The organism is Candidatus Pantoea communis, from assembly GCF_011752685.1.
Taxonomy (GTDB): Bacteria; Pseudomonadota; Gammaproteobacteria; order Enterobacterales; family Enterobacteriaceae; genus Pantoea; species Pantoea communis.
The window spans coordinates 57,489-74,755 of record NZ_VWXC01000025.1 but is presented as its reverse complement, the minus strand read 5'-3'; the positions used below and the strand labels follow the sequence as shown (position 1 = coordinate 74,755).

Here is a 17,267-nt window from a genome sequence, read left to right as displayed (position 1 = left end):
TGTCTGATAAATTGTTAAAGAGCGGTGCAATCAGCGCCTTAAGCTGCTGTTGCGAGGTGGCGTATATTACGCTTTCCTCCTTCAGAGTCAAACACTTTTTTCAGCGTTTTTCTCCGGCGGGATGAATCACTTCACTCCCTGCTGAACCGTCTGCGTTGCCGCTTTGCCGTCTCAGTGGATGCGCATTATAGGGATCCGGATTTTTTGCACAACCCCTTTTTTCGATCTTTTTAATCGACTGATGAGTTTTCAATCTTTTCGCTGAGATCGCGAGCGATCCGCTCAAAAATCATCTTGTTTGCCAGCCTGATAAGCCGCAGGCTAGGGGTAAAAGTGCAAAAGGAGAAAGATCATGTCTGTAGCCCTACGACCCTATAAGAACCATTTTCCACAAATCGGCGATCGCGTAATGATCGATCGCAGTAGCGTAGTGGTGGGTGAAGTGCAGCTCGCCGACGATGTCAGCATCTGGCCACTGGTTGCTATTCGCGGTGATGTGAACAAAGTTGTGATAGGTAAAAGAAGCAATATTCAGGACGGCAGCGTTTTGCACGTCACGCATAAATCCACCAGCAACCCGGAAGGGCACCCTTTAGTGATTGGTGAAGACGTGACTGTAGGCCATAAAGCAATGCTGCACGGCTGTCATATCAGCGATCGCGTGCTGGTTGGAATGGGATCGATTTTGCTGGATGGCGTGTTTGTTGAAGAGGATGTCATGATCGGAGCGGGTAGTCTGGTTCCTCCGGGTAAAAGACTGGAAAGCGGCTACCTCTATTTAGGCAGCCCGGTTAAACAGATCCGCCCATTAAGTGAGGCGGAAATCGCAGGTCTACTCTACTCATCTAACAATTATGTTGGCTGGAAAGATGAATACCTCGCTCAGGAGAGCCAGATCCAACCTTGATCATCGATCTCATCCTGCCGGATAAGCGCTTCCGCTTCTTCTTCCAGATCCCAGCGATGCGCGCTAAACAGCGCCATCGCTGCACCCATTCCGAATCGATCCTCTAATGCGTCAGGCTTGATGGCGCAGGTTAAACACATTCCATGCACCAACACCGGAAAGACGATCGCTCCCCGTTCCTCGTCCCAACTTTCACGATCGGGAAAATGGATCGCCTGATTCACTCCTTCATTGCCTGCTTTAATTGAGCAATGACGGGGGTAATTTCTGGCATCACGCCATGCCACAGTTGGAAAGCATGTGCCGCTTGTCCCACTAGCATGCCCAATCCATCTGCCAGCTGGTCCGCGCCGTGCTGCTGACACCACAACAGGAAAGGCGTCAGCCCTTGCTGATAGAACATGTCATAGCAGCGCGTTTGAGAGGTAACTAATGACTCTGGCAATGGCGGTACTTTACCCTCAACGCCACTGGAAGTAGCATTGATGATCAGATCAAATGACTGGCCGGAGAGCTCAGTAAAACTGCTCGCCTGGATATCCCCACTATGTTGGAAGATGTTTGCCAGTTCTTCAGCGCGTGCAACCGTCCGGTTGACCACCACCACCGAACATCCAAAGGAAAGCAGAGGAAGGATCACACCACGTGCTGCACCACCGGCTCCCACCAATAAAATGCGGTCACCGGAGCGGATCAAATTCAATCGTTCCAGATCGCTTAGCAGACCAATCCCATCGGTGTTGTCACCAAAGACCGAGCCATCTGCTTTTTTCTTTAATGTGTTAACCGCCCCAGACAGGGCTGCACGTTCACTCAGTTCATCGGCCAATTCCCACGCCTGCTGTTTAAACGGCAGTGTGACATTCGCCCCTTTTCCACCGGAGGCAAAAAAGTCGCTAATTGACTGAGTGAATCCCTCTAGCGGTGCACAAACCCGACCATAGGAGTGCGCGATTCCCGTCTGCTCAGCAAAAAGGCTATGAATCACAGGTGACTTACTGTGTGCAATGGGATGGCCAAAAACGGCAAAGTGTTCCATAAATTAGCCCTGACGAATAAGTTCGCCGCTGATAACGTCGCGAATTTCAGAAGGATTTAATCGCCCGCCCGTTGCAGCATGCAATACGGGGAATTGAGCGCCGAATTGCTGGGCAACTACATCAGCATTGCGACACGGCGCCTCGCCGGAAAGATTCGCGCTGGTTGACACCAGGGGTTTGCCAAAGCCACGACAGAGTGCCTGCACATCCGGATGATCGCTAACGCGGATAGCCAGCGAATCGAAACGACCTGTTAACCAGCGCGGCGTATGCGGTGTTGCCGGCACCACATAAGTCACCGGCCCAGGCCAGCTCGCGAACATACGCTCACGTTGCAGTACTGTGAGTTCGCGGTCGGCGATGTAGGGTTCCAGTTGCGCATAATCGGCTGCAATCAGAATAAGCCCTTTTTCAACTGGACGCTGTTTGAGTGCCAATAAGGCCATGACGGCGCTTTCGCTATCGGGATCGCAACCTAAACCAAACACGGCTTCTGTTGGATAGGCAATAACGGCCTGCTGCTGTAGTTGCTCGATGCAAAACTCGAGACTTCCGGGGGCATACGGTTTTTGCTTCATGGTGGTTATTCGTCCTGGGCGATGAGCTTGCCACAGCGTTTGCTGGCGCATAAGCGCTTCATGCCTTGTGCGGTTTTCTTCTCTATTAATAGGGGGAACTGGCAATGCGGGCAGACACCTTCAACCGGCGTTGCATTGATCGCAAACTGGCAATCGGGGTAACGGTCGCAGGAATGAAAAGTCTTGCCATAGCGCGAACGGCGCTGCACCAGCTTTCCGTTCTGACATTGGGGACAGGCAATCGCGGTCTCGTCGGGCTTATCGATAGTTTCTGTGTAATCACATTCCGGATAGTGGCTACAACCAACAAACATCCCAAATCGCCCCTGACGCAGAACTTTATCTGCGCCGCACTGAGGACACGCGTGCCCTTCCAGCACTTTAACGATATGCCCATCGGCCTGATTTTTCAGGGGACGAACATAATCACAGGTTGGATAATTCACACAGCCAAGAAACGGGCCGTGTTTACCACTGCGTATTACTAAATCTGCCCCGCAAGCGGGGCAGGGATCGTGTTTACGCACAGAAAATAGTGCTGATTTACTCATATTTCCGGATGCATTAATCGCAAATTAATGCAGCATACCTTCATTGACGTCGAATAACAGTTCTTCCATCTGCTGATAAGCGTTTTCACATCCAGGGATGTTAAACAGCACCATCAGCACCACCCATTTGAGATCTTCAAGATCAAATTCCTGAGTATCAAGAGCCGTGACCCGTTCGATGACCATCTCGCGCGTTTCCATATTCAGCACCTGAACTTGTTCCAGGAACAAAATAAAACCGCGACAATCAGCATCAAGACGCTGGCATTCCTCGTCCGTATAAATTCGCATTGAGAGCGGATCTGCGGCCAATTGTACAGGCGCCACCAGACCATCCTGATAGTCCGCTAAACGTTCAAGCCAATTCAACGCATTGTAGATATCTTCACGATGAAAACCCGCATCGGCCAAATCATCGGTCAATTTATCCTGGTCAACACGCATTTCAGCTTCGTTGTGGATATAGGTCTCAAACAAGTACATAAGTACGTCGAACATGGCATGCCCTCCTCAATCGGACATAGCCGCCGGGTACAGCTGCGATCCATCCTGCTAACTCCAGCTCCAGCAACTGGGCTGCGATAACTGGCACAGGTTGGCCGGCACGTTCAGCGACGACGTCAACAGGTGTAACCTCATCACCTACGTTAGCCAACACGCTTGCAAATGGCAATGGAACATCGTCACTGTCTTGTGAATATATTGTTTCTGAAGTGGTTGCCGGCAGCCATTGCAATGTGGAATGCAAATCTTCAAGGATGTTATTTGGATGGGCAACCAACAGTGCCCCCTGCTGAATCAACCAATGCGTACCTTCACTGCCATCATTACCCAATGCTCCGGGTAATGCATAAACATTGCGGTTTTGTTCCAGCGCGCAGCGAGCCGTGACCAGCGAACCGCTTTTCAGTGAAGCCTCAACGACCAGCACTCCCTGACTTAACCCACTGATGATGCGGTTACGGCGCGGAAAATTCACCGCATGTGGCGCCATATCAAGAGGAAATTCAGAGACTAAAGCCCCTTCGTTATCCATGATCGCCTGCGCCAGCGACTGATGGCTTTTGGGGTAGATATGTTGCAAGCCGCTGCCCAGCACTGCGATTGTTTTTCCACTTGCGTCCAAGGCTGCACGGTGTGCAACGCCATCAATACCGCGAGCCAGTCCGCTAGTGATGGTTAACCCACTGAGTGCAAGTTGCTGTGTAAACCATGTGCCCCACTCTTTGCCATAGTGGGAACAGTGCCGACTGCCCACCACAGCTAATTGCGGTGTCTGTAAAACGGAGAGGTGCCCAGCCACATAGAGCAATGAGGGGCGTTGACTGATTTCTGCTAGCAACGCTGGATAATCAGCATCTATACAGGAGACTAAATGATGATGAGGTTGATCCAGCCACTGTAACGTGCGCGCCAGTTGCCGTGGGCAATAATCGTTAAACTGTTGGCGCTGCAATTCATTCAAACCATGGCTGTGCAGTAATTCGTCATCGACGGCAGCACCGTTTTGCAAATTCCGCGCGAGATTCACTACGCGATGCCGGCGCAGGCCTTTAACATTTGCCAGCCGGAGTATCCCTTCCACTCGCTCCACGCGTCCATCCTTAAGCCCGCTCACATGCGGTGCAATGCTGTCAATCAGGCCACAAAAAGTCTACAATATGAGGTAGTAATCTTTTCTTTAACGCATACAGATCTGGATATTTATGTCAGTTTTGCAGGTATTACATTTCCCTGATGATCGCCTTCGCAAAATCGCTGCGCCGGTGGCTACCGTAAACGCAGACGTTCAGCGCATTGTCGATGACATGTTTGAAACCATGTACGCCGAAGAAGGCATTGGCTTAGCGGCCACTCAGGTCGACATTCATCAACGCATCATTGTTATCGATGTTTCTGAAAATCGAGACGAACGTCTGGTGTTGATTAACCCGGAACTGCTGGAAAAAAGCGGTGAAACCGGTATTGAAGAGGGCTGCCTCTCAATCCCTGAACAGCGTGCCTTTGTCCCGCGTGCGGAATGGGTCAAAGTCCGTGCGCAGGATCGTGACGGTAAGAGCTTCGAGCTGGAAACGGATGGTCTGCTGGCGATTTGTATCCAGCATGAAATCGATCATCTGGATGGCAAGCTGTTTATCGATTATCTGTCGCCGCTGAAGCGTCAGCGCATCAAACAGAAACTGGAAAAGCTGGCCCGCATGAACGCACGCGAAGCCTGAGTACTAACAGAAGGTTAAACTGTGTCTGCATCGCTAAAGATTATCTTTGCCGGTACACCTGACTTTGCAGCGCGTCATCTCGACGCGCTGCTTGCTTCTGAGCATCAGGTAGTTGGCGTATTTACTCAGCCCGACCGTCCATCAGGACGCGGTAATAAACTCACTCCAGGCCCTGTCAAAGTGTTGGCACAGGCACATGATGTTCCCGTGTTCCAGCCAAAATCGCTAAAACCTGAAGATAATCAGCAACTGGTTGCTGACCTGCAAGCCGATATCATGGTGGTGGTGGCTTATGGCCTGATTCTGCCGAAGGCGGTTCTCGATATGCCGCGACTCGGTTGCATCAATGTCCATGGTTCACTGTTGCCACGCTGGCGCGGCGCTGCGCCCATTCAGCGTTCGCTCTGGGCTGGCGACAGCGAAACCGGCGTGACCATTATGCAGATGGATGTGGGTCTGGATACGGGTGACATGCTGCATAAGCTCTCCTGTCCTATCACGCCTGAAGACACCAGCGCATCACTGTATGACAAGCTGGCCGAGCTTGGGCCACAAGGTATGCTGGATACACTCGATCTGCTTGCCAGCGGCAAAGCTCAGCCTGAAGTGCAGGATGAAGCGCTGGTTTCTTACGCTGAGAAGTTGAGTAAAGAAGAGGCGCGTCTTGATTGGTCACTTTCTGCTGCACAGCTTGAGCGCTGCATTCGTGCCTTTAATCCCTGGCCGGTGAGTTTCTTCCTGATCGAGGATCAACCCGTCAAAGTGTGGCAGGCTAGCGTTCTACCTCATCAGAACAAACAGCCGGGCGAAGTCATCCATGCTGATAAAAATGGCATTCAGATTGCCACCGCTGACGGCGTACTCAATCTACTTTCGCTGCAGCCTGCGGGTAAGAAAGCCATGTCCGCGCAAGATCTGCTGAATTCGCGTCGTGAATGGTTTGCCACTGGCACCCTTCTGGCCTGATCTCCAGCCCGGTTTAACCGGGCTTTTTTGTTTGATGAATGAATATGAAAAAAGCAACTAACCTGCGTAGTCTCGCCGCGCAACTGATTGAACGCGTGGTAGATAAAGGTGAATCGCTCAGTGCCATTCTGCCTGGCGCGCAAAAAACATTGGCTGATAAAGATGGCGCGCTGTTGCAGGAACTCTGCTTTGGCGTAATGCGCACTCTGCCACAACTGGAAGCGCTGATTGGCAAACTGATGGAGCGCACGTTAACGGGAAAGCAGCGCGTACTGCATTACCTGATAATGGTTGGGTTGTATCAGTTGCTGTACACGCGCGTGCCAGCACATGCCGCACTGGCCGAAACGGTTGCCGGTGCAGAAGTCCTGAAGCGTACGGCGCTGAAGGGATTGATTAACGGTGTGCTGCGTCAGTTCCAGCGTCAGCAAGAGGAACTGGTTGCTGCAGTGGATCAAGGCCCACAGCGCTACTGGCATCCCGGTTGGTTACTTAAGCGTTTGCAGACAGCCTGGCCAGATCAATGGCAGCAGATCGTTGACGCCAATAATCAGCGACCGCCGATGTGGTTGCGCGTCAATCGCCAGCACCATAGCCGTGATGCGTGGCTGAACCTGTTACAGGCTGAAGACAAAGCAGCCTTCCCCGCCGATGCGCCGGATGCTCTGCGCCTTGAATCCCCTGCTCCTGTCAGTCAGTTACCGGGCTTCGATCAAGGATGGGTGACAGTACAAGATTTGTCTGCACAGCGCTGTGCTCTGCTGCTGGAGCCACAAAATAATGAAGCCATTCTCGATCTCTGCGCAGCGCCTGGCGGCAAGACCACGCATATTCTGGAAATCGCCCCTCATGCAAACGTGCTGGCCGTGGATATTGATCAACAACGTTTGACTCGCGTGCATGAAAATCTGCAGCGCCTGGGTATGCAAGCCGAAGTGCGTCAGGGCGATGGCCGGACACCTGCAGAGTGGTGCGGCGACCAGCAATTTGACCGTATTCTGCTGGATGCACCTTGTTCTGCAACCGGAGTGATTCGACGTCACCCTGATATCAAATGGTTGCGCCGCGATCGTGATATCCCAGAACTGGCTGCACTGCAGCGCGAAATCCTCAATGCAGTTTGGCCACGTTTGAAATCCGGCGGCACGATGATTTACGCGACCTGCTCGATTCTGCCCGAAGAAAACCATCAGCAGATCGCGGCCTTTCTGGCTGAGCACGATGATGCCGACGCTGAGCCGCTGCCCGAAGGCCAAATCAACGGGTGGCAAGTCTTCCCGAGCGTTGATGGCGGTGACGGATTCTTTTACGCTAAGTTGATAAAGAAATAGTTCGGCGCATTCTGACAAGAGCGATTCAACGATGAAAATTATTATCCTCGGCGCCGGGCAGGTTGGCGGCACACTTGCTGAAAACCTGGTGGGCGAAAATAACGACATCACTGTTGTTGATACGGATGCCACCCGTCTGCGCGCGTTGCAGGACAAATTTGACCTGCGCGTGGTGCACGGCCATGGTTCCCATCCACGTATATTGCGCGAAGCCGGTGCTGAAGATGCAGATATGCTGGTTGCTGTCACCAGTTCCGACGAAACCAACATGATTGCCTGTCAGATTGCCTATTCGCTTTTCAATACGCCGAACCGAATTGCCCGTATTCGCGCGGCGGAATATTTGCGCGATGCCGAAAAGCTGTTTGTACCGGAAGCCGTACCTATCGATCATTTGATTTCACCGGAACAGTTGGTTATCGACAACATCTATCGCCTGATTCAGTATCCTGGCGCACTGCAGGTAGTTAACTTTGCCGAAGGGAAAGTGAGCCTTGCAGTAGTTAAAGCCTATTACGGTGGGCCACTGGTTGGTAACCCGTTGTCCATTTTGCGTGAACATATGCCGCATATTGATACACGCGTAGCGGCTATTTTCCGTCAGGACCGCCCTATTCGCCCTCAGGGTTCCACGATTGTCGAAGCGGGTGATGAAGTCTTCTTTATTGCCGCGAGCCAGCATATACGCGCGGTAATGAGCGAAATGCAGCGCCTTGAGAAACCCTACAAGCGCATTATGCTGGTCGGCGGCGGCAACATCGGTTTTGGTTTGGCCCAGCGGTTGGAAAAACAGTACAGCGTGAAGTTGATTGAACGTAATCAACAACGCGCAGCAGAACTGGCTGAGCGTCTGCACGACACCGTGGTGTTTTATGGTGATGCTTCAGATCAGGAGTTGCTCGCCGAAGAACATGTTGATCAGGTGGATCTTTTCATCGCCGTCACCAATGACGACGAAGCCAACATTATGTCGGCCATGCTCGCAAAGAAGATGGGAGCGAAAAAGGTCATGGTTTTGATCCAGCGTCGTGCTTATGTCGATCTGGTTCAGGGTAGCGTGATCGATATTGCCATCTCTCCGCAGCAGGCCACCATTTCCGCCCTGCTTGGTCACGTGCGCAAGGCAGATATTGTTGGCGTCTCCTCACTGCGACGTGGCATTGCCGAAGCCATTGAAGCTATTGCGCACGGTGAAGAGACCACTTCCCGTGTAGTGGGTCGTTTAATTGAAGATATCAAACTACCGCCGGGTACGATTATTGGCGCTGTCGTACGTGGCGATGAAGTGATCATTGCTAACGACAACGTACGTATTGAACAGGGCGATCATGTCATTATGTTCCTGACAGATAAGAAGTTTGTCCCCGATGTTGAACGTCTCTTCCAGCCAAGTCCTTTCTTCCTCTAAATCGCCGCGGGCGTTTGCCCGCCGTGATAATTTTGCTTAATCCGCTGTTATCATGGCAATTGCACAAAGGTTTGTTAGACTTTAGCCATTGGCCAAGGCAAGGAGATAACAATGAGTTTATTCAAAGAGTTTCGTGATTTTGCAATGCGTGGGAACGTGGTGGATTTGGCAGTCGGTGTGATTATCGGTGCCGCTTTCGGCAAGATTGTTTCATCACTGGTCGCGAATATCATCATGCCACCACTGGGATTACTGATTGGCGGAGTCGATTTTAAACAGTTTAAGTGGGTCCTAAAACCGGCCGAGGGTGATGTACCTGCTGTCGTAATGGAATACGGTAACTTTATTCAAACCATTTTTGATTTTGTCATCGTTGCCTTTGCCATCTTTATGGCCATTAAGCTGATGAACAAGCTGTATCAGAAGAAAGAAGTTGAAAAACCAGCGCCAAAACCAACCAACGAAGAAGTGTTGCTCACTGAAATTCGCGATCTGTTGAAACAGCAGAACAGCGATAAACTGTGATAAAAAAGCCGCCAAGTCCAGGCGGCTTTTTTGTCTGTAAAGCAGAAGGCCAGTGATAAACTTTTCTGCTTATCACTGGCCTCCCAGTTTCTACCCTTCGCATGTTTATCTTTACGTCGGTAGCTGCCTTTCCCTTTCTGATTCTGTTCAACTCGCTGACGAAACAGCGGATCATGCAACAGTGCCTCCAAAGCGTTATCGTTAATCTTGCCTTTGCGATGCTGATAGCGACTCATAGTGTCCTCCGGTTAATAATGGCGCAACTATAGGCTTTCCTGAGTGAAATTCAATCCTTGCTACAACAAATTTCCACCTGCGGCTCTTCACCTTTTTCCAGCGCTTCAAGAATAGAACAGCAGGCACTGCTATGCAGATCCCCGCAACAGGTCGCGGCTAAACGCTCTAATGAGCGCTGAATGGTTTGCAACTCGGCAATCATGCCATTCACTTCATCCAGACGCCTGGCCACGATCGCTTTGGACTCCTGGCAGGTATGGTGCTCGGGATCGATACGGATCGATAACAAACCGCGGATCGAATCCAGGCTGAAACCGAGCTGACGCCCATAGCGGATAAAGCGTAAGCGCTGAAGATCATCATCATTATAGAGACGGAATCCGCCTTCAGTGCGAATCTCATGATCCATCATTTGCTGCTTTTCATAAAAACGTATGGTGTCAGGCGTAACGTCAGCAAGTTTAGCCAGCTGGCCAATTTTATACATGTTACTTCTCCTGAAGCATGCGGTGTCGAATGGCACCGCCATATTCACCACGTAAAAAATCTGTGCTCATTCCTGCCTGCTGTAACTTCATCTCCAGCAGGGTTAATCTTTTTTTGAGTTCACTGGCTTGATGATCGTCAGGATCCAAAAGCTGTAAAAGATCGTTGAGTTGCACAGCTTCGCGGCGCATTTCAAGTTCAGGGGGTAAAAAACCTGAGTTTTTCAGTAATCGATATGCCGTACGTAACTCAGGCGGCACGCCACTTTCGTCTTCGAGCTGTAAAGGTGCACCTTCACCTGGTAGATTACTCAGTTCACCTTTTTCCTGCGCGGCGCGTATCTGCTGTTCTACCAGCTGGTCAATTAACCACATTATGAACCTCTACGACTTACAACAGCGTTCAGCATAGCGAAAGATGGGGGGATGGGGAATTGGAGACAATAAAAAACCCGCCGAAGCGGGTTTTCTACGTTACTGCAAATTACTCTGCAGCAGCTTCTGCTTGAGCTTCTGGACGATCAACCAGCTCGATGTAAGCCATCGGAGCGTTGTCACCAGCACGGAAGCCACACTTCAGAATACGAGTGTAACCACCGGCACGGCTCGCGAAACGCGGGCCCAGCTCGTTAAACAGTTTTGCCACGATCTCGTTATCACGAGTGCGGGCGAATGCCAGACGACGATTAGCTACGCTGTCGGTCTTGGCAAGAGTAATCAGCGGCTCAACTACGCGACGCAGTTCTTTGGCTTTCGGCAGAGTCGTTTTGATGATCTCGTGACGAACCAGAGAACCGGCCATGTTGCGGAACATAGCCTGACGATGGCTGCTGTTGCGGTTCAGTTGACGACCACTCTTACGATGGCGCATGACCTTATCCTTCTCAGTGAAACCTTAACCTGTGATCTGATTATTCATCAGCAATGCTTGCTGGTGGCCAGTTTTCCAGGCGCATGCCCAGAGACAAACCACGTGAAGCGAGCACATCTTTAATCTCAGTAAGAGATTTTTTACCAAGGTTAGGCGTTTTAAGCAGCTCAACCTCGGTACGCTGTACCAGATCACCGATGTAGTGGATAGCTTCTGCCTTGAGGCAGTTAGCAGAGCGGACAGTCAATTCCAGATCGTCAACAGGGCGCAGCAGGATCGGATCGAATTCTGGTTTCTCTTCTTTCACTTCCGGCTGACGTACATCACGTAAGTCAACGAAAGCTTCCAGTTGTTCTGCCAGGATGGTAGCCGCACGACGAATCGCCTCTTCAGGATCGATTGTGCCGTTGGTTTCCATTTCGATGACCAGCTTGTCCAGGTCGGTGCGCTGTTCTACACGCGCTGCTTCAACATTGTAGGCGATACGGTCTACAGGGCTGTAGCAAGCGTCAACCAACAGACGGCCGATTGGGCGCTCATCTTCTTCCGAATGAATTCGGGCAGAAGCCGGCACATAACCACGACCACGCTGAACTTTGATACGCATGCTAATAGATGCGTTTTCATCGGTCAGATGGCAGATCACATGCTGTGGCTTGACGATTTCGACATCACCGTCGTGGGTGATATCGGCTGCAGTCACAGGGCCAATGCCAGATTTATTCAAAGTAAGGATGACTTCATCTTTACCCTGAACTCTTACCGCCAGCCCTTTCAGATTGAGCAGGATTTCCAGGATATCTTCCTGTACGCCCTCTTTGGTGGAGTACTCGTGGAGCACGCCATCGATCTCAACCTCGGTCACCGCGCAACCCGGCATGGAAGAAAGCAGAATACGGCGCAGTGCGTTGCCAAGAGTATGGCCAAAGCCACGCTCTAACGGCTCAAGGGTCACCTTGGCGTGCGTCGAACTCACTTGCTCGATATCTACCAGGCGCGGTTTTAGAAACTCTGTCACAGAACCCTGCATTGTGTCCTCTCTTTGGTACTAAGCTTTACTTAGAGTAAAGCTCGACGATCAGGTGTTCGTTAATGTCCGCAGACAGATCAGTACGTTCAGGAATACGCTTGAACACACCTTCCATCTTAGTCGCATCAACTTCCAGCCAGGTTGGCTTTTCACGCTGCTCAGCCAGCTCCAGAGCGGCCTTCACGCGAGATTGCTGTTTGGCTTTCTCACGGATGCTAACGACATCATTCGGAGATACCTGATAAGAAGCGATGTTAACAACGCGACCGTTCACCAGGATAGATTTATGGCTAACCAGCTGACGTGCTTCTGCACGAGTGGCACCAAAGCCCATACGGTAAACAACGTTATCCAGACGACCTTCCAGCAGAGCCAACAGGTTTTCACCGGTGTTGCCTTTCAGACGTGCTGCTTCTTTGTAGTAGTTACGGAACTGACGCTCAAGCACGCCGTACATACGACGAACTTTCTGCTTCTCACGTAACTGACCGCCGTAGTCAGACAGACGCGGTTTACGCGCACCGTGCTGGCCAGGTGGTTGTTCAATTTTGCACTTGGTATCGATCGCGCGAACGCCAGACTTAAGGAATAAGTCGGTGCCCTCACGACGGCTCAGCTTGAGCTTAGGACCCAAATATCTTGCCATTTTCTTTCTCCAACTAACCTAAAAACGGGCGCGTTAAACGCGACGTTTTTTCGGCGGACGACAACCGTTGTGAGGGATTGGAGTCACATCAGTAATATTAGTGATGCGGAAACCAGCAGCGTTCAGAGCACGAATTGTTGATTCGCGACCTGGACCTGGACCCTTAACCATAACTTCCAGATTCTTAATACCGTAATCTTTCACTGCTTCTGCACAGCGCTCTGCAGCTACCTGAGCAGCAAACGGAGTAGATTTACGTGAACCGCGGAAACCGGAACCACCGGCGGTTGCCCAACCCAGTGCGTTACCCTGACGATCAGTGATGGTAACGATGGTGTTGTTAAAAGATGCATGGACATGAGCCACGCCATCTGAGACTTGCTTTCTTACACGCTTGCGTGCACGAACTGGTGCCTTTGCCATTATTTACTCACCCCGATTATTTCTTGATCGGTTTACGCGGACCCTTACGGGTACGTGCATTGGTCTTAGTACGCTGACCGCGAACTGGCAGACCACGACGATGGCGTAAACCACGATAGCAACCAAGGTCCATCAGACGCTTGATGCTCAGGGTGATTTCACGGCGCAGATCACCTTCAACAACGAATTTACCAACTGCTTCACGCAGCTGTTCAATTTGTTCTTCAGACAGCTCTCTGATCTTAACATTTTCAGCGATACCCGTTGAAGCGCAGATGGCTTTAGAACGGGTCTTGCCGATACCGAAGATCGAAGTTAATGCGATTACGGTATGTTTTTGATCAGGAATGTTAATGCCTGCTATACGGGCCACTATGCACTCCTATAATTAAATAAATGCGTCCCATGCTGAAAAGCCCGTTTTCAGGATACTCAAATGGTAACGCATCGACATACAAAAGATTGGCTGGCTAATCTAGCCAGCTCAACCCGACTTTGCAAGAAAAATATGTGACAATATCAGCCTTGGCGCTGTTTATGCTTTGGCTCGGCGCTGCAAATCACACGTACGACACCGTCGCGGCGGATGATTTTGCAGTTACGACATAATTTCTTGACGGAAGCACGAACTTTCATTTTTACTCTCCGTAACTTCTCAAGCGCCTGAATTAACGGCTGTAGCCTTTCAGGTTTGCTTTCTTCAATGCAGACTCATACTGACTCGACATCATCAGAGTTTGCACTTGAGCCATAAAGTCCATGATGACAACCACTACGATAAGCAGCGATGTGCCGCCAAAGTAGAAGGGAACCTTCATGGCATCACGCATGAACTCCGGGATCAGGCAGATAAAGGTAATGTACAGTGCGCCGATTAAGGTCAAACGTGTCATTACTTTATCGATATACTTCGCCGTTTGCTCTCCCGGACGAATTCCCGGTACGAATGCTCCAGACTTCTTCAAGTTATCAGCTGTTTCACGTGGGTTGAAAACCAACGCCGTGTAGAAGAAACAGAAGAAGATGATTGCAGTCGCATAGAGTAGCACATAAAGCGGCTGTCCTGGTTGCAAATACAGCGAAATTGTTGTCAGCCAGTTCCAACCGGTTCCGCCCCCGAACCATGACGCGATGGTTGCTGGGAACAGAATAATGCTGGAAGCAAAGATAGCCGGAATTACACCCGCCATATTCACTTTCAACGGTAAATGTGTGCTCTGTGCAGCATATACACGACGACCTTGCTGACGTTTAGCGTAGTTGACCACAATGCGGCGCTGGCCACGCTCAACGAAAATAACAAAGAACGTCACTGCAAATACAAGAACTGCAACCAACAGCAACAGGAGGAAGTGCAGGTCACCTTGCCGCGCTTGCTCGATGGTATGGCCAATGGCCGGCGGGAGACCCGCAACAATACCTGCGAAGATAATGATCGAGATACCGTTACCGATACCTCGTTCAGTAATCTGTTCGCCCAGCCACATCAGGAACATTGTCCCGGTAACCAGACTTACAACAGCGGTAAAGTAGAATGCGAAACCTGGATTCATTACCAGACCTTGCATTCCAGGCATATTCGGCAGACCGGTAGCAATACCGATCGACTGGAATACAGCCAGAACCAGGGTGCCATAGCGAGTGTACTGGCTAATCTTACGACGACCAGCTTCACCCTCTTTCTTAATCTCGGCCAACGCGGGATGAACCACCGTCAGCAACTGGATAATAATAGAGGCCGAAATATACGGCATAATACCCAGTGCGAAGATTGAGGCACGACTGAGAGCACCACCAGAGAACATGTTGAACATTTCAATGATGGTGCCACGCTGTTGCTCAAGCAGTTTGGCAAGTACAGTGGCATCGATACCAGGGATTGGAATAAAAGAGCCAATACGGAAGACAATCAGTGCACCGATAACAAACAAAAGTCTGCGCTTCAGTTCACCAAAGCCACCTTTGGCACTTTGAAAATCTAATCCCGGTTGCTTTGCCATCTGCTACTTATTCCTCGATTTTACCGCCAGCAGCTTCGATTGCAGCACGCGCACCTTTAGTGACACGCAGACCACGAATCGTTACCGGTGCAGAAACTTCACCAGACAGAATCACTTTCGCGAACTCGATCTGAACACCGATGATGTTGGCTGCTTTCAGAGTATTCAGGTCAACAATACCGCCTTCAACTTTCGCCAGGTCAGACAGACGAACTTCTGCAGTGACCATTGCTTTGCGAGAGGTGAAACCGAATTTCGGCAGACGACGATACAGAGGCATCTGACCACCCTCGAAACCGCGACGTACGCCACCGCCAGAACGAGAGTTCTGACCTTTGTGACCACGACCACCGGTTTTACCGAGGCCAGAACCGATACCACGACCCAGACGCTTAGAAGCGTGTTTAGACCCTTCGGCCGGAGACAGAGTGTTTAAGCGCATCTCTTACTCCTCCACTTTCAGCATGTAGGAAATCGCGTTAACCATACCGCGCACTGCTGGCGTGTCTTCACGCTCAACGGTATGACCAATACGACGCAGACCCAAGCCAACCAGAGTGGCTTTGTGCTTAGGCAGGCGGCCGATTGAACTGCGGGTTTGTGTAATTTTAATAGTCTTAGCCATCGTGATTACCCCAGAATTTCTTCAACGGATTTACCACGCTTGGCAGCGACCATTTCTGGAGAATTCATATTGCCCAGGCCATCGATAGTTGCACGAACCACGTTAATCGGGTTAGTAGAACCATACGCTTTAGCCAGAACGTTATGCACTCCAGCAACTTCTAAAACAGCGCGCATTGCACCGCCGGCGATGATACCGGTACCTTCAGAAGCTGGCTGCATGAACACACGAGAACCCGTGTGAGCACCTTTAACAGGGTGCTGCAGGGTGCCGTGAGTCAGCGCGACGTTAATCATGTTGCGACGGGCTTTTTCCATCGCTTTCTGGATCGCTGCTGGAACTTCACGCGCTTTACCGTAACCAAAACCAACGCGGCCGTTACCATCACCCACTACAGTCAGTGCGGTGAAGGAGAAAATACGACCACCTTTTACAGTTTTAGATACACGGTTTACCGCGATCAGTTTTTCCTGCAGTTCGCCAGCTTGTTTCTCGATGTTTGACATCTTAGACCTCTACCTTAGAACTGAAGGCCAGCTTCACGGGCAGCATCTGCCAGTGCCTGGACACGACCATGATATTGGAACCCGGAACGGTCGAAAGAAACATTAGTAATGCCTTTCTCGACAGCGCGCTCAGCCAGAGCTTTACCTACAGCTGCAGCAGCGTCTTTGTTACCGGTGTACTTCAGTTGTTCGGCAATAGCTTTTTCTACAGTAGAAGCAGCAACCAGAACTTCGGAACCGTTCGGGGCGATCACCTGTGCGTAAATATGACGCGGGGTACGATGTACCACCAGGCGAGTAGCACCCAGCTCTTTGAGCTTGCGACGTGCACGGGTCGCACGACGGATACGAGCAGATTTCTTATCCATAGTGTTACCTTACTTCTTCTTAGCCTCTTTGGTACGCACGACTTCGTCGGCGTAACGAACACCCTTGCCTTTGTAAGGCTCAGGACGACGGTAGGCGCGCAGATCCGCTGCAACCTGACCAATCAGCTGTTTATCAGCGCCTTTCAGCACGATTTCAGTCTGAGTTGGACATTCAGCAGTGATGCCGGCCGGCAGTGCATGGTCAACAGGGTGAGAGAAGCCCAGGGCCAAGCTCACAGAGTTGCCTTTAACAGCTGCACGATAACCAACACCAACCAGTTGCAGCTTCTTGGTGAAGCCTTCGGTAACACCGATAACCATGCCGTTCAGCAGCGCACGAGCAGTACCTGCCTGTGCCCAAGCGTCCGAGAAGCCTTCGCGTGGAGCGAAAGTCAGGGCGTTGTCTGCATGCTTAACTTCTACAGCACTGTTGATAGTACGAGTCAGCTCGCCGTTTTTGCCTTTGATCGAAACTTCCTGACCGTTGAGTTTTACCTCTACGCCCGCAGGAACAACGACAGGTGCTTTTGCAACACGAGACATTTTATCCT

General features: G+C 50.9%; 26 protein-coding genes and 1 pseudogene. 6 read left to right on the top strand and 21 right to left on the bottom strand.

Annotated features, from left to right (window positions below):
• Window positions 1–352: 352 nt before the first annotated feature.
• Complete coding sequence (locus F3J37_RS24375; protein WP_166936302.1) at window positions 353–907, top strand: gamma carbonic anhydrase family protein; 555 nt, start codon at window positions 353–355, stop codon at window positions 905–907.
• On the opposite strand, the gene F3J37_RS24370 is transcribed toward F3J37_RS24375, so the two are convergent.
• The 6 genes from F3J37_RS24370 to dprA are packed head-to-tail and all read right to left on the bottom strand — an operon-like array spanning window position 883 to window position 4,670.
• Window positions 883–1,131 carry a DUF1488 family protein gene (locus F3J37_RS24370; protein ID WP_166936300.1) on the bottom strand — a complete coding sequence of 83 codons (249 nt, stop codon included), beginning with the start codon at window positions 1,129–1,131 and terminating at the stop codon, window positions 883–885. The genes F3J37_RS24375 and F3J37_RS24370 overlap by 25 nt on opposite strands.
• A complete protein-coding gene (gene aroE / locus F3J37_RS24365; protein ID WP_166936298.1) occupies window positions 1,128–1,946 on the bottom strand; it encodes a shikimate dehydrogenase in 819 nt (272 codons plus the stop codon). The genes F3J37_RS24370 and aroE overlap by 4 nt, the downstream gene beginning before the upstream one ends.
• A gap of 3 nt (window positions 1,947–1,949) precedes the next feature.
• On the bottom strand, window positions 1,950–2,525 hold the full coding sequence (tsaC, locus tag F3J37_RS24360; RefSeq protein WP_166936306.1) for an L-threonylcarbamoyladenylate synthase type 1 TsaC: 576 nt from the start codon (window positions 2,523–2,525) through the stop codon (window positions 1,950–1,952).
• A gap of 5 nt (window positions 2,526–2,530) precedes the next feature.
• Window positions 2,531–3,076, bottom strand: a complete 546-nt coding sequence (locus tag F3J37_RS24355; protein ID WP_072017068.1) for a DNA topoisomerase family protein — start codon at window positions 3,074–3,076, stop codon at window positions 2,531–2,533.
• A 24-nt stretch (window positions 3,077–3,100) separates the two neighbouring features.
• A complete protein-coding gene (gene smg, locus F3J37_RS24350) occupies window positions 3,101–3,574 on the bottom strand; it encodes a DUF494 family protein Smg (RefSeq protein ID WP_034830723.1) in 474 nt (157 codons plus the stop codon).
• Window positions 3,546–4,670, bottom strand: coding sequence for a DNA-protecting protein DprA (dprA, locus tag F3J37_RS24345; RefSeq protein ID WP_166936296.1), 1,125 nt, complete (start codon window positions 4,668–4,670; stop codon window positions 3,546–3,548). Before dprA ends, smg begins: the two co-directional genes overlap by 29 nt.
• A gap of 112 nt (window positions 4,671–4,782) precedes the next feature.
• Between dprA and def the strand changes: the two genes are divergently transcribed.
• From def to mscL, 5 genes are all read left to right on the top strand, one after another.
• A complete protein-coding gene (gene def, locus F3J37_RS24340; RefSeq protein ID WP_034830726.1) occupies window positions 4,783–5,295 on the top strand; it encodes a peptide deformylase in 513 nt (170 codons plus the stop codon).
• 21 nt (window positions 5,296–5,316) lie between these two features.
• Window positions 5,317–6,261, top strand: a complete 945-nt coding sequence (fmt, locus tag F3J37_RS24335; RefSeq protein ID WP_166936294.1) for a methionyl-tRNA formyltransferase — start codon at window positions 5,317–5,319, stop codon at window positions 6,259–6,261.
• Window positions 6,262–6,305: 44 nt separating this feature from the next.
• The gene (rsmB, locus tag F3J37_RS24330) at window positions 6,306–7,592 is read left to right on the top strand and encodes a 16S rRNA (cytosine(967)-C(5))-methyltransferase RsmB (RefSeq protein ID WP_166936292.1); all 1,287 of its coding nucleotides are present in this window, start codon (window positions 6,306–6,308) and stop codon (window positions 7,590–7,592) included.
• A 31-nt stretch (window positions 7,593–7,623) separates the two neighbouring features.
• Window positions 7,624–9,000, top strand: coding sequence for a Trk system potassium transporter TrkA (gene trkA, locus F3J37_RS24325; RefSeq protein WP_034830730.1), 1,377 nt, complete (start codon window positions 7,624–7,626; stop codon window positions 8,998–9,000).
• A 111-nt stretch (window positions 9,001–9,111) separates the two neighbouring features.
• Window positions 9,112–9,525: a large-conductance mechanosensitive channel protein MscL gene (gene mscL, locus F3J37_RS24320; protein WP_034830732.1), complete on the top strand. Its 414-nt coding sequence runs from the start codon at window positions 9,112–9,114 to the stop codon at window positions 9,523–9,525.
• A 38-nt stretch (window positions 9,526–9,563) separates the two neighbouring features.
• Here the strand turns inward: mscL and F3J37_RS28530 are convergent.
• The 15 genes and pseudogenes from F3J37_RS28530 to rplF form a co-directional block, all read right to left on the bottom strand.
• Window positions 9,564–9,761: pseudogene (locus F3J37_RS28530) on the bottom strand (alternative ribosome-rescue factor A); the annotation flags it as partial.
• A gap of 50 nt (window positions 9,762–9,811) precedes the next feature.
• Window positions 9,812–10,249 (bottom strand): Zn(2+)-responsive transcriptional regulator, encoded by a 438-nt coding sequence (gene zntR, locus F3J37_RS24310; protein WP_058960612.1) that lies wholly within the window; start codon window positions 10,247–10,249, stop codon window positions 9,812–9,814.
• A gap of 1 nt (window position 10,250) precedes the next feature.
• Window positions 10,251–10,622 (bottom strand): DnaJ family domain-containing protein, encoded by a 372-nt coding sequence (locus F3J37_RS24305; RefSeq protein WP_097119788.1) that lies wholly within the window; start codon window positions 10,620–10,622, stop codon window positions 10,251–10,253.
• Window positions 10,623–10,731: 109 nt separating this feature from the next.
• Window positions 10,732–11,118, bottom strand: coding sequence for a 50S ribosomal protein L17 (gene rplQ / locus F3J37_RS24300; RefSeq protein WP_003850180.1), 387 nt, complete (start codon window positions 11,116–11,118; stop codon window positions 10,732–10,734).
• Window positions 11,119–11,158: 40 nt separating this feature from the next.
• Entirely contained in the window at window positions 11,159–12,148 is a 990-nt protein-coding gene (locus F3J37_RS24295; protein WP_007891688.1) for a DNA-directed RNA polymerase subunit alpha, read from the bottom strand.
• A 25-nt stretch (window positions 12,149–12,173) separates the two neighbouring features.
• A complete protein-coding gene (gene rpsD, locus F3J37_RS24290) occupies window positions 12,174–12,794 on the bottom strand; it encodes a 30S ribosomal protein S4 (protein ID WP_007891687.1) in 621 nt (206 codons plus the stop codon).
• A gap of 33 nt (window positions 12,795–12,827) precedes the next feature.
• Window positions 12,828–13,217, bottom strand: coding sequence for a 30S ribosomal protein S11 (gene rpsK / locus F3J37_RS24285; protein WP_004160563.1), 390 nt, complete (start codon window positions 13,215–13,217; stop codon window positions 12,828–12,830).
• A 16-nt stretch (window positions 13,218–13,233) separates the two neighbouring features.
• On the bottom strand, window positions 13,234–13,590 hold the full coding sequence (gene rpsM / locus F3J37_RS24280) for a 30S ribosomal protein S13 (protein ID WP_034830736.1): 357 nt from the start codon (window positions 13,588–13,590) through the stop codon (window positions 13,234–13,236).
• A 146-nt stretch (window positions 13,591–13,736) separates the two neighbouring features.
• Window positions 13,737–13,853, bottom strand: coding sequence for a 50S ribosomal protein L36 (gene rpmJ / locus F3J37_RS24275; RefSeq protein WP_004160566.1), 117 nt, complete (start codon window positions 13,851–13,853; stop codon window positions 13,737–13,739).
• Between the two features lie 32 nt (window positions 13,854–13,885).
• Window positions 13,886–15,217 (bottom strand): preprotein translocase subunit SecY, encoded by a 1,332-nt coding sequence (gene secY / locus F3J37_RS24270; RefSeq protein WP_039330881.1) that lies wholly within the window; start codon window positions 15,215–15,217, stop codon window positions 13,886–13,888.
• A gap of 7 nt (window positions 15,218–15,224) precedes the next feature.
• A complete protein-coding gene (gene rplO, locus F3J37_RS24265; protein ID WP_034830738.1) occupies window positions 15,225–15,659 on the bottom strand; it encodes a 50S ribosomal protein L15 in 435 nt (144 codons plus the stop codon).
• Between the two features lie 3 nt (window positions 15,660–15,662).
• Complete coding sequence (rpmD, locus tag F3J37_RS24260; RefSeq protein ID WP_021186404.1) at window positions 15,663–15,842, bottom strand: 50S ribosomal protein L30; 180 nt, start codon at window positions 15,840–15,842, stop codon at window positions 15,663–15,665.
• A gap of 5 nt (window positions 15,843–15,847) precedes the next feature.
• Window positions 15,848–16,348: a 30S ribosomal protein S5 gene (rpsE, locus tag F3J37_RS24255; RefSeq protein ID WP_007891679.1), complete on the bottom strand. Its 501-nt coding sequence runs from the start codon at window positions 16,346–16,348 to the stop codon at window positions 15,848–15,850.
• 14 nt (window positions 16,349–16,362) lie between these two features.
• Window positions 16,363–16,716, bottom strand: a complete 354-nt coding sequence (gene rplR / locus F3J37_RS24250; RefSeq protein WP_008104733.1) for a 50S ribosomal protein L18 — start codon at window positions 16,714–16,716, stop codon at window positions 16,363–16,365.
• Between the two features lie 9 nt (window positions 16,717–16,725).
• Window positions 16,726–17,259, bottom strand: coding sequence for a 50S ribosomal protein L6 (rplF, locus tag F3J37_RS24245; protein ID WP_034830740.1), 534 nt, complete (start codon window positions 17,257–17,259; stop codon window positions 16,726–16,728).
• Window positions 17,260–17,267 lie beyond the last annotated feature (8 nt).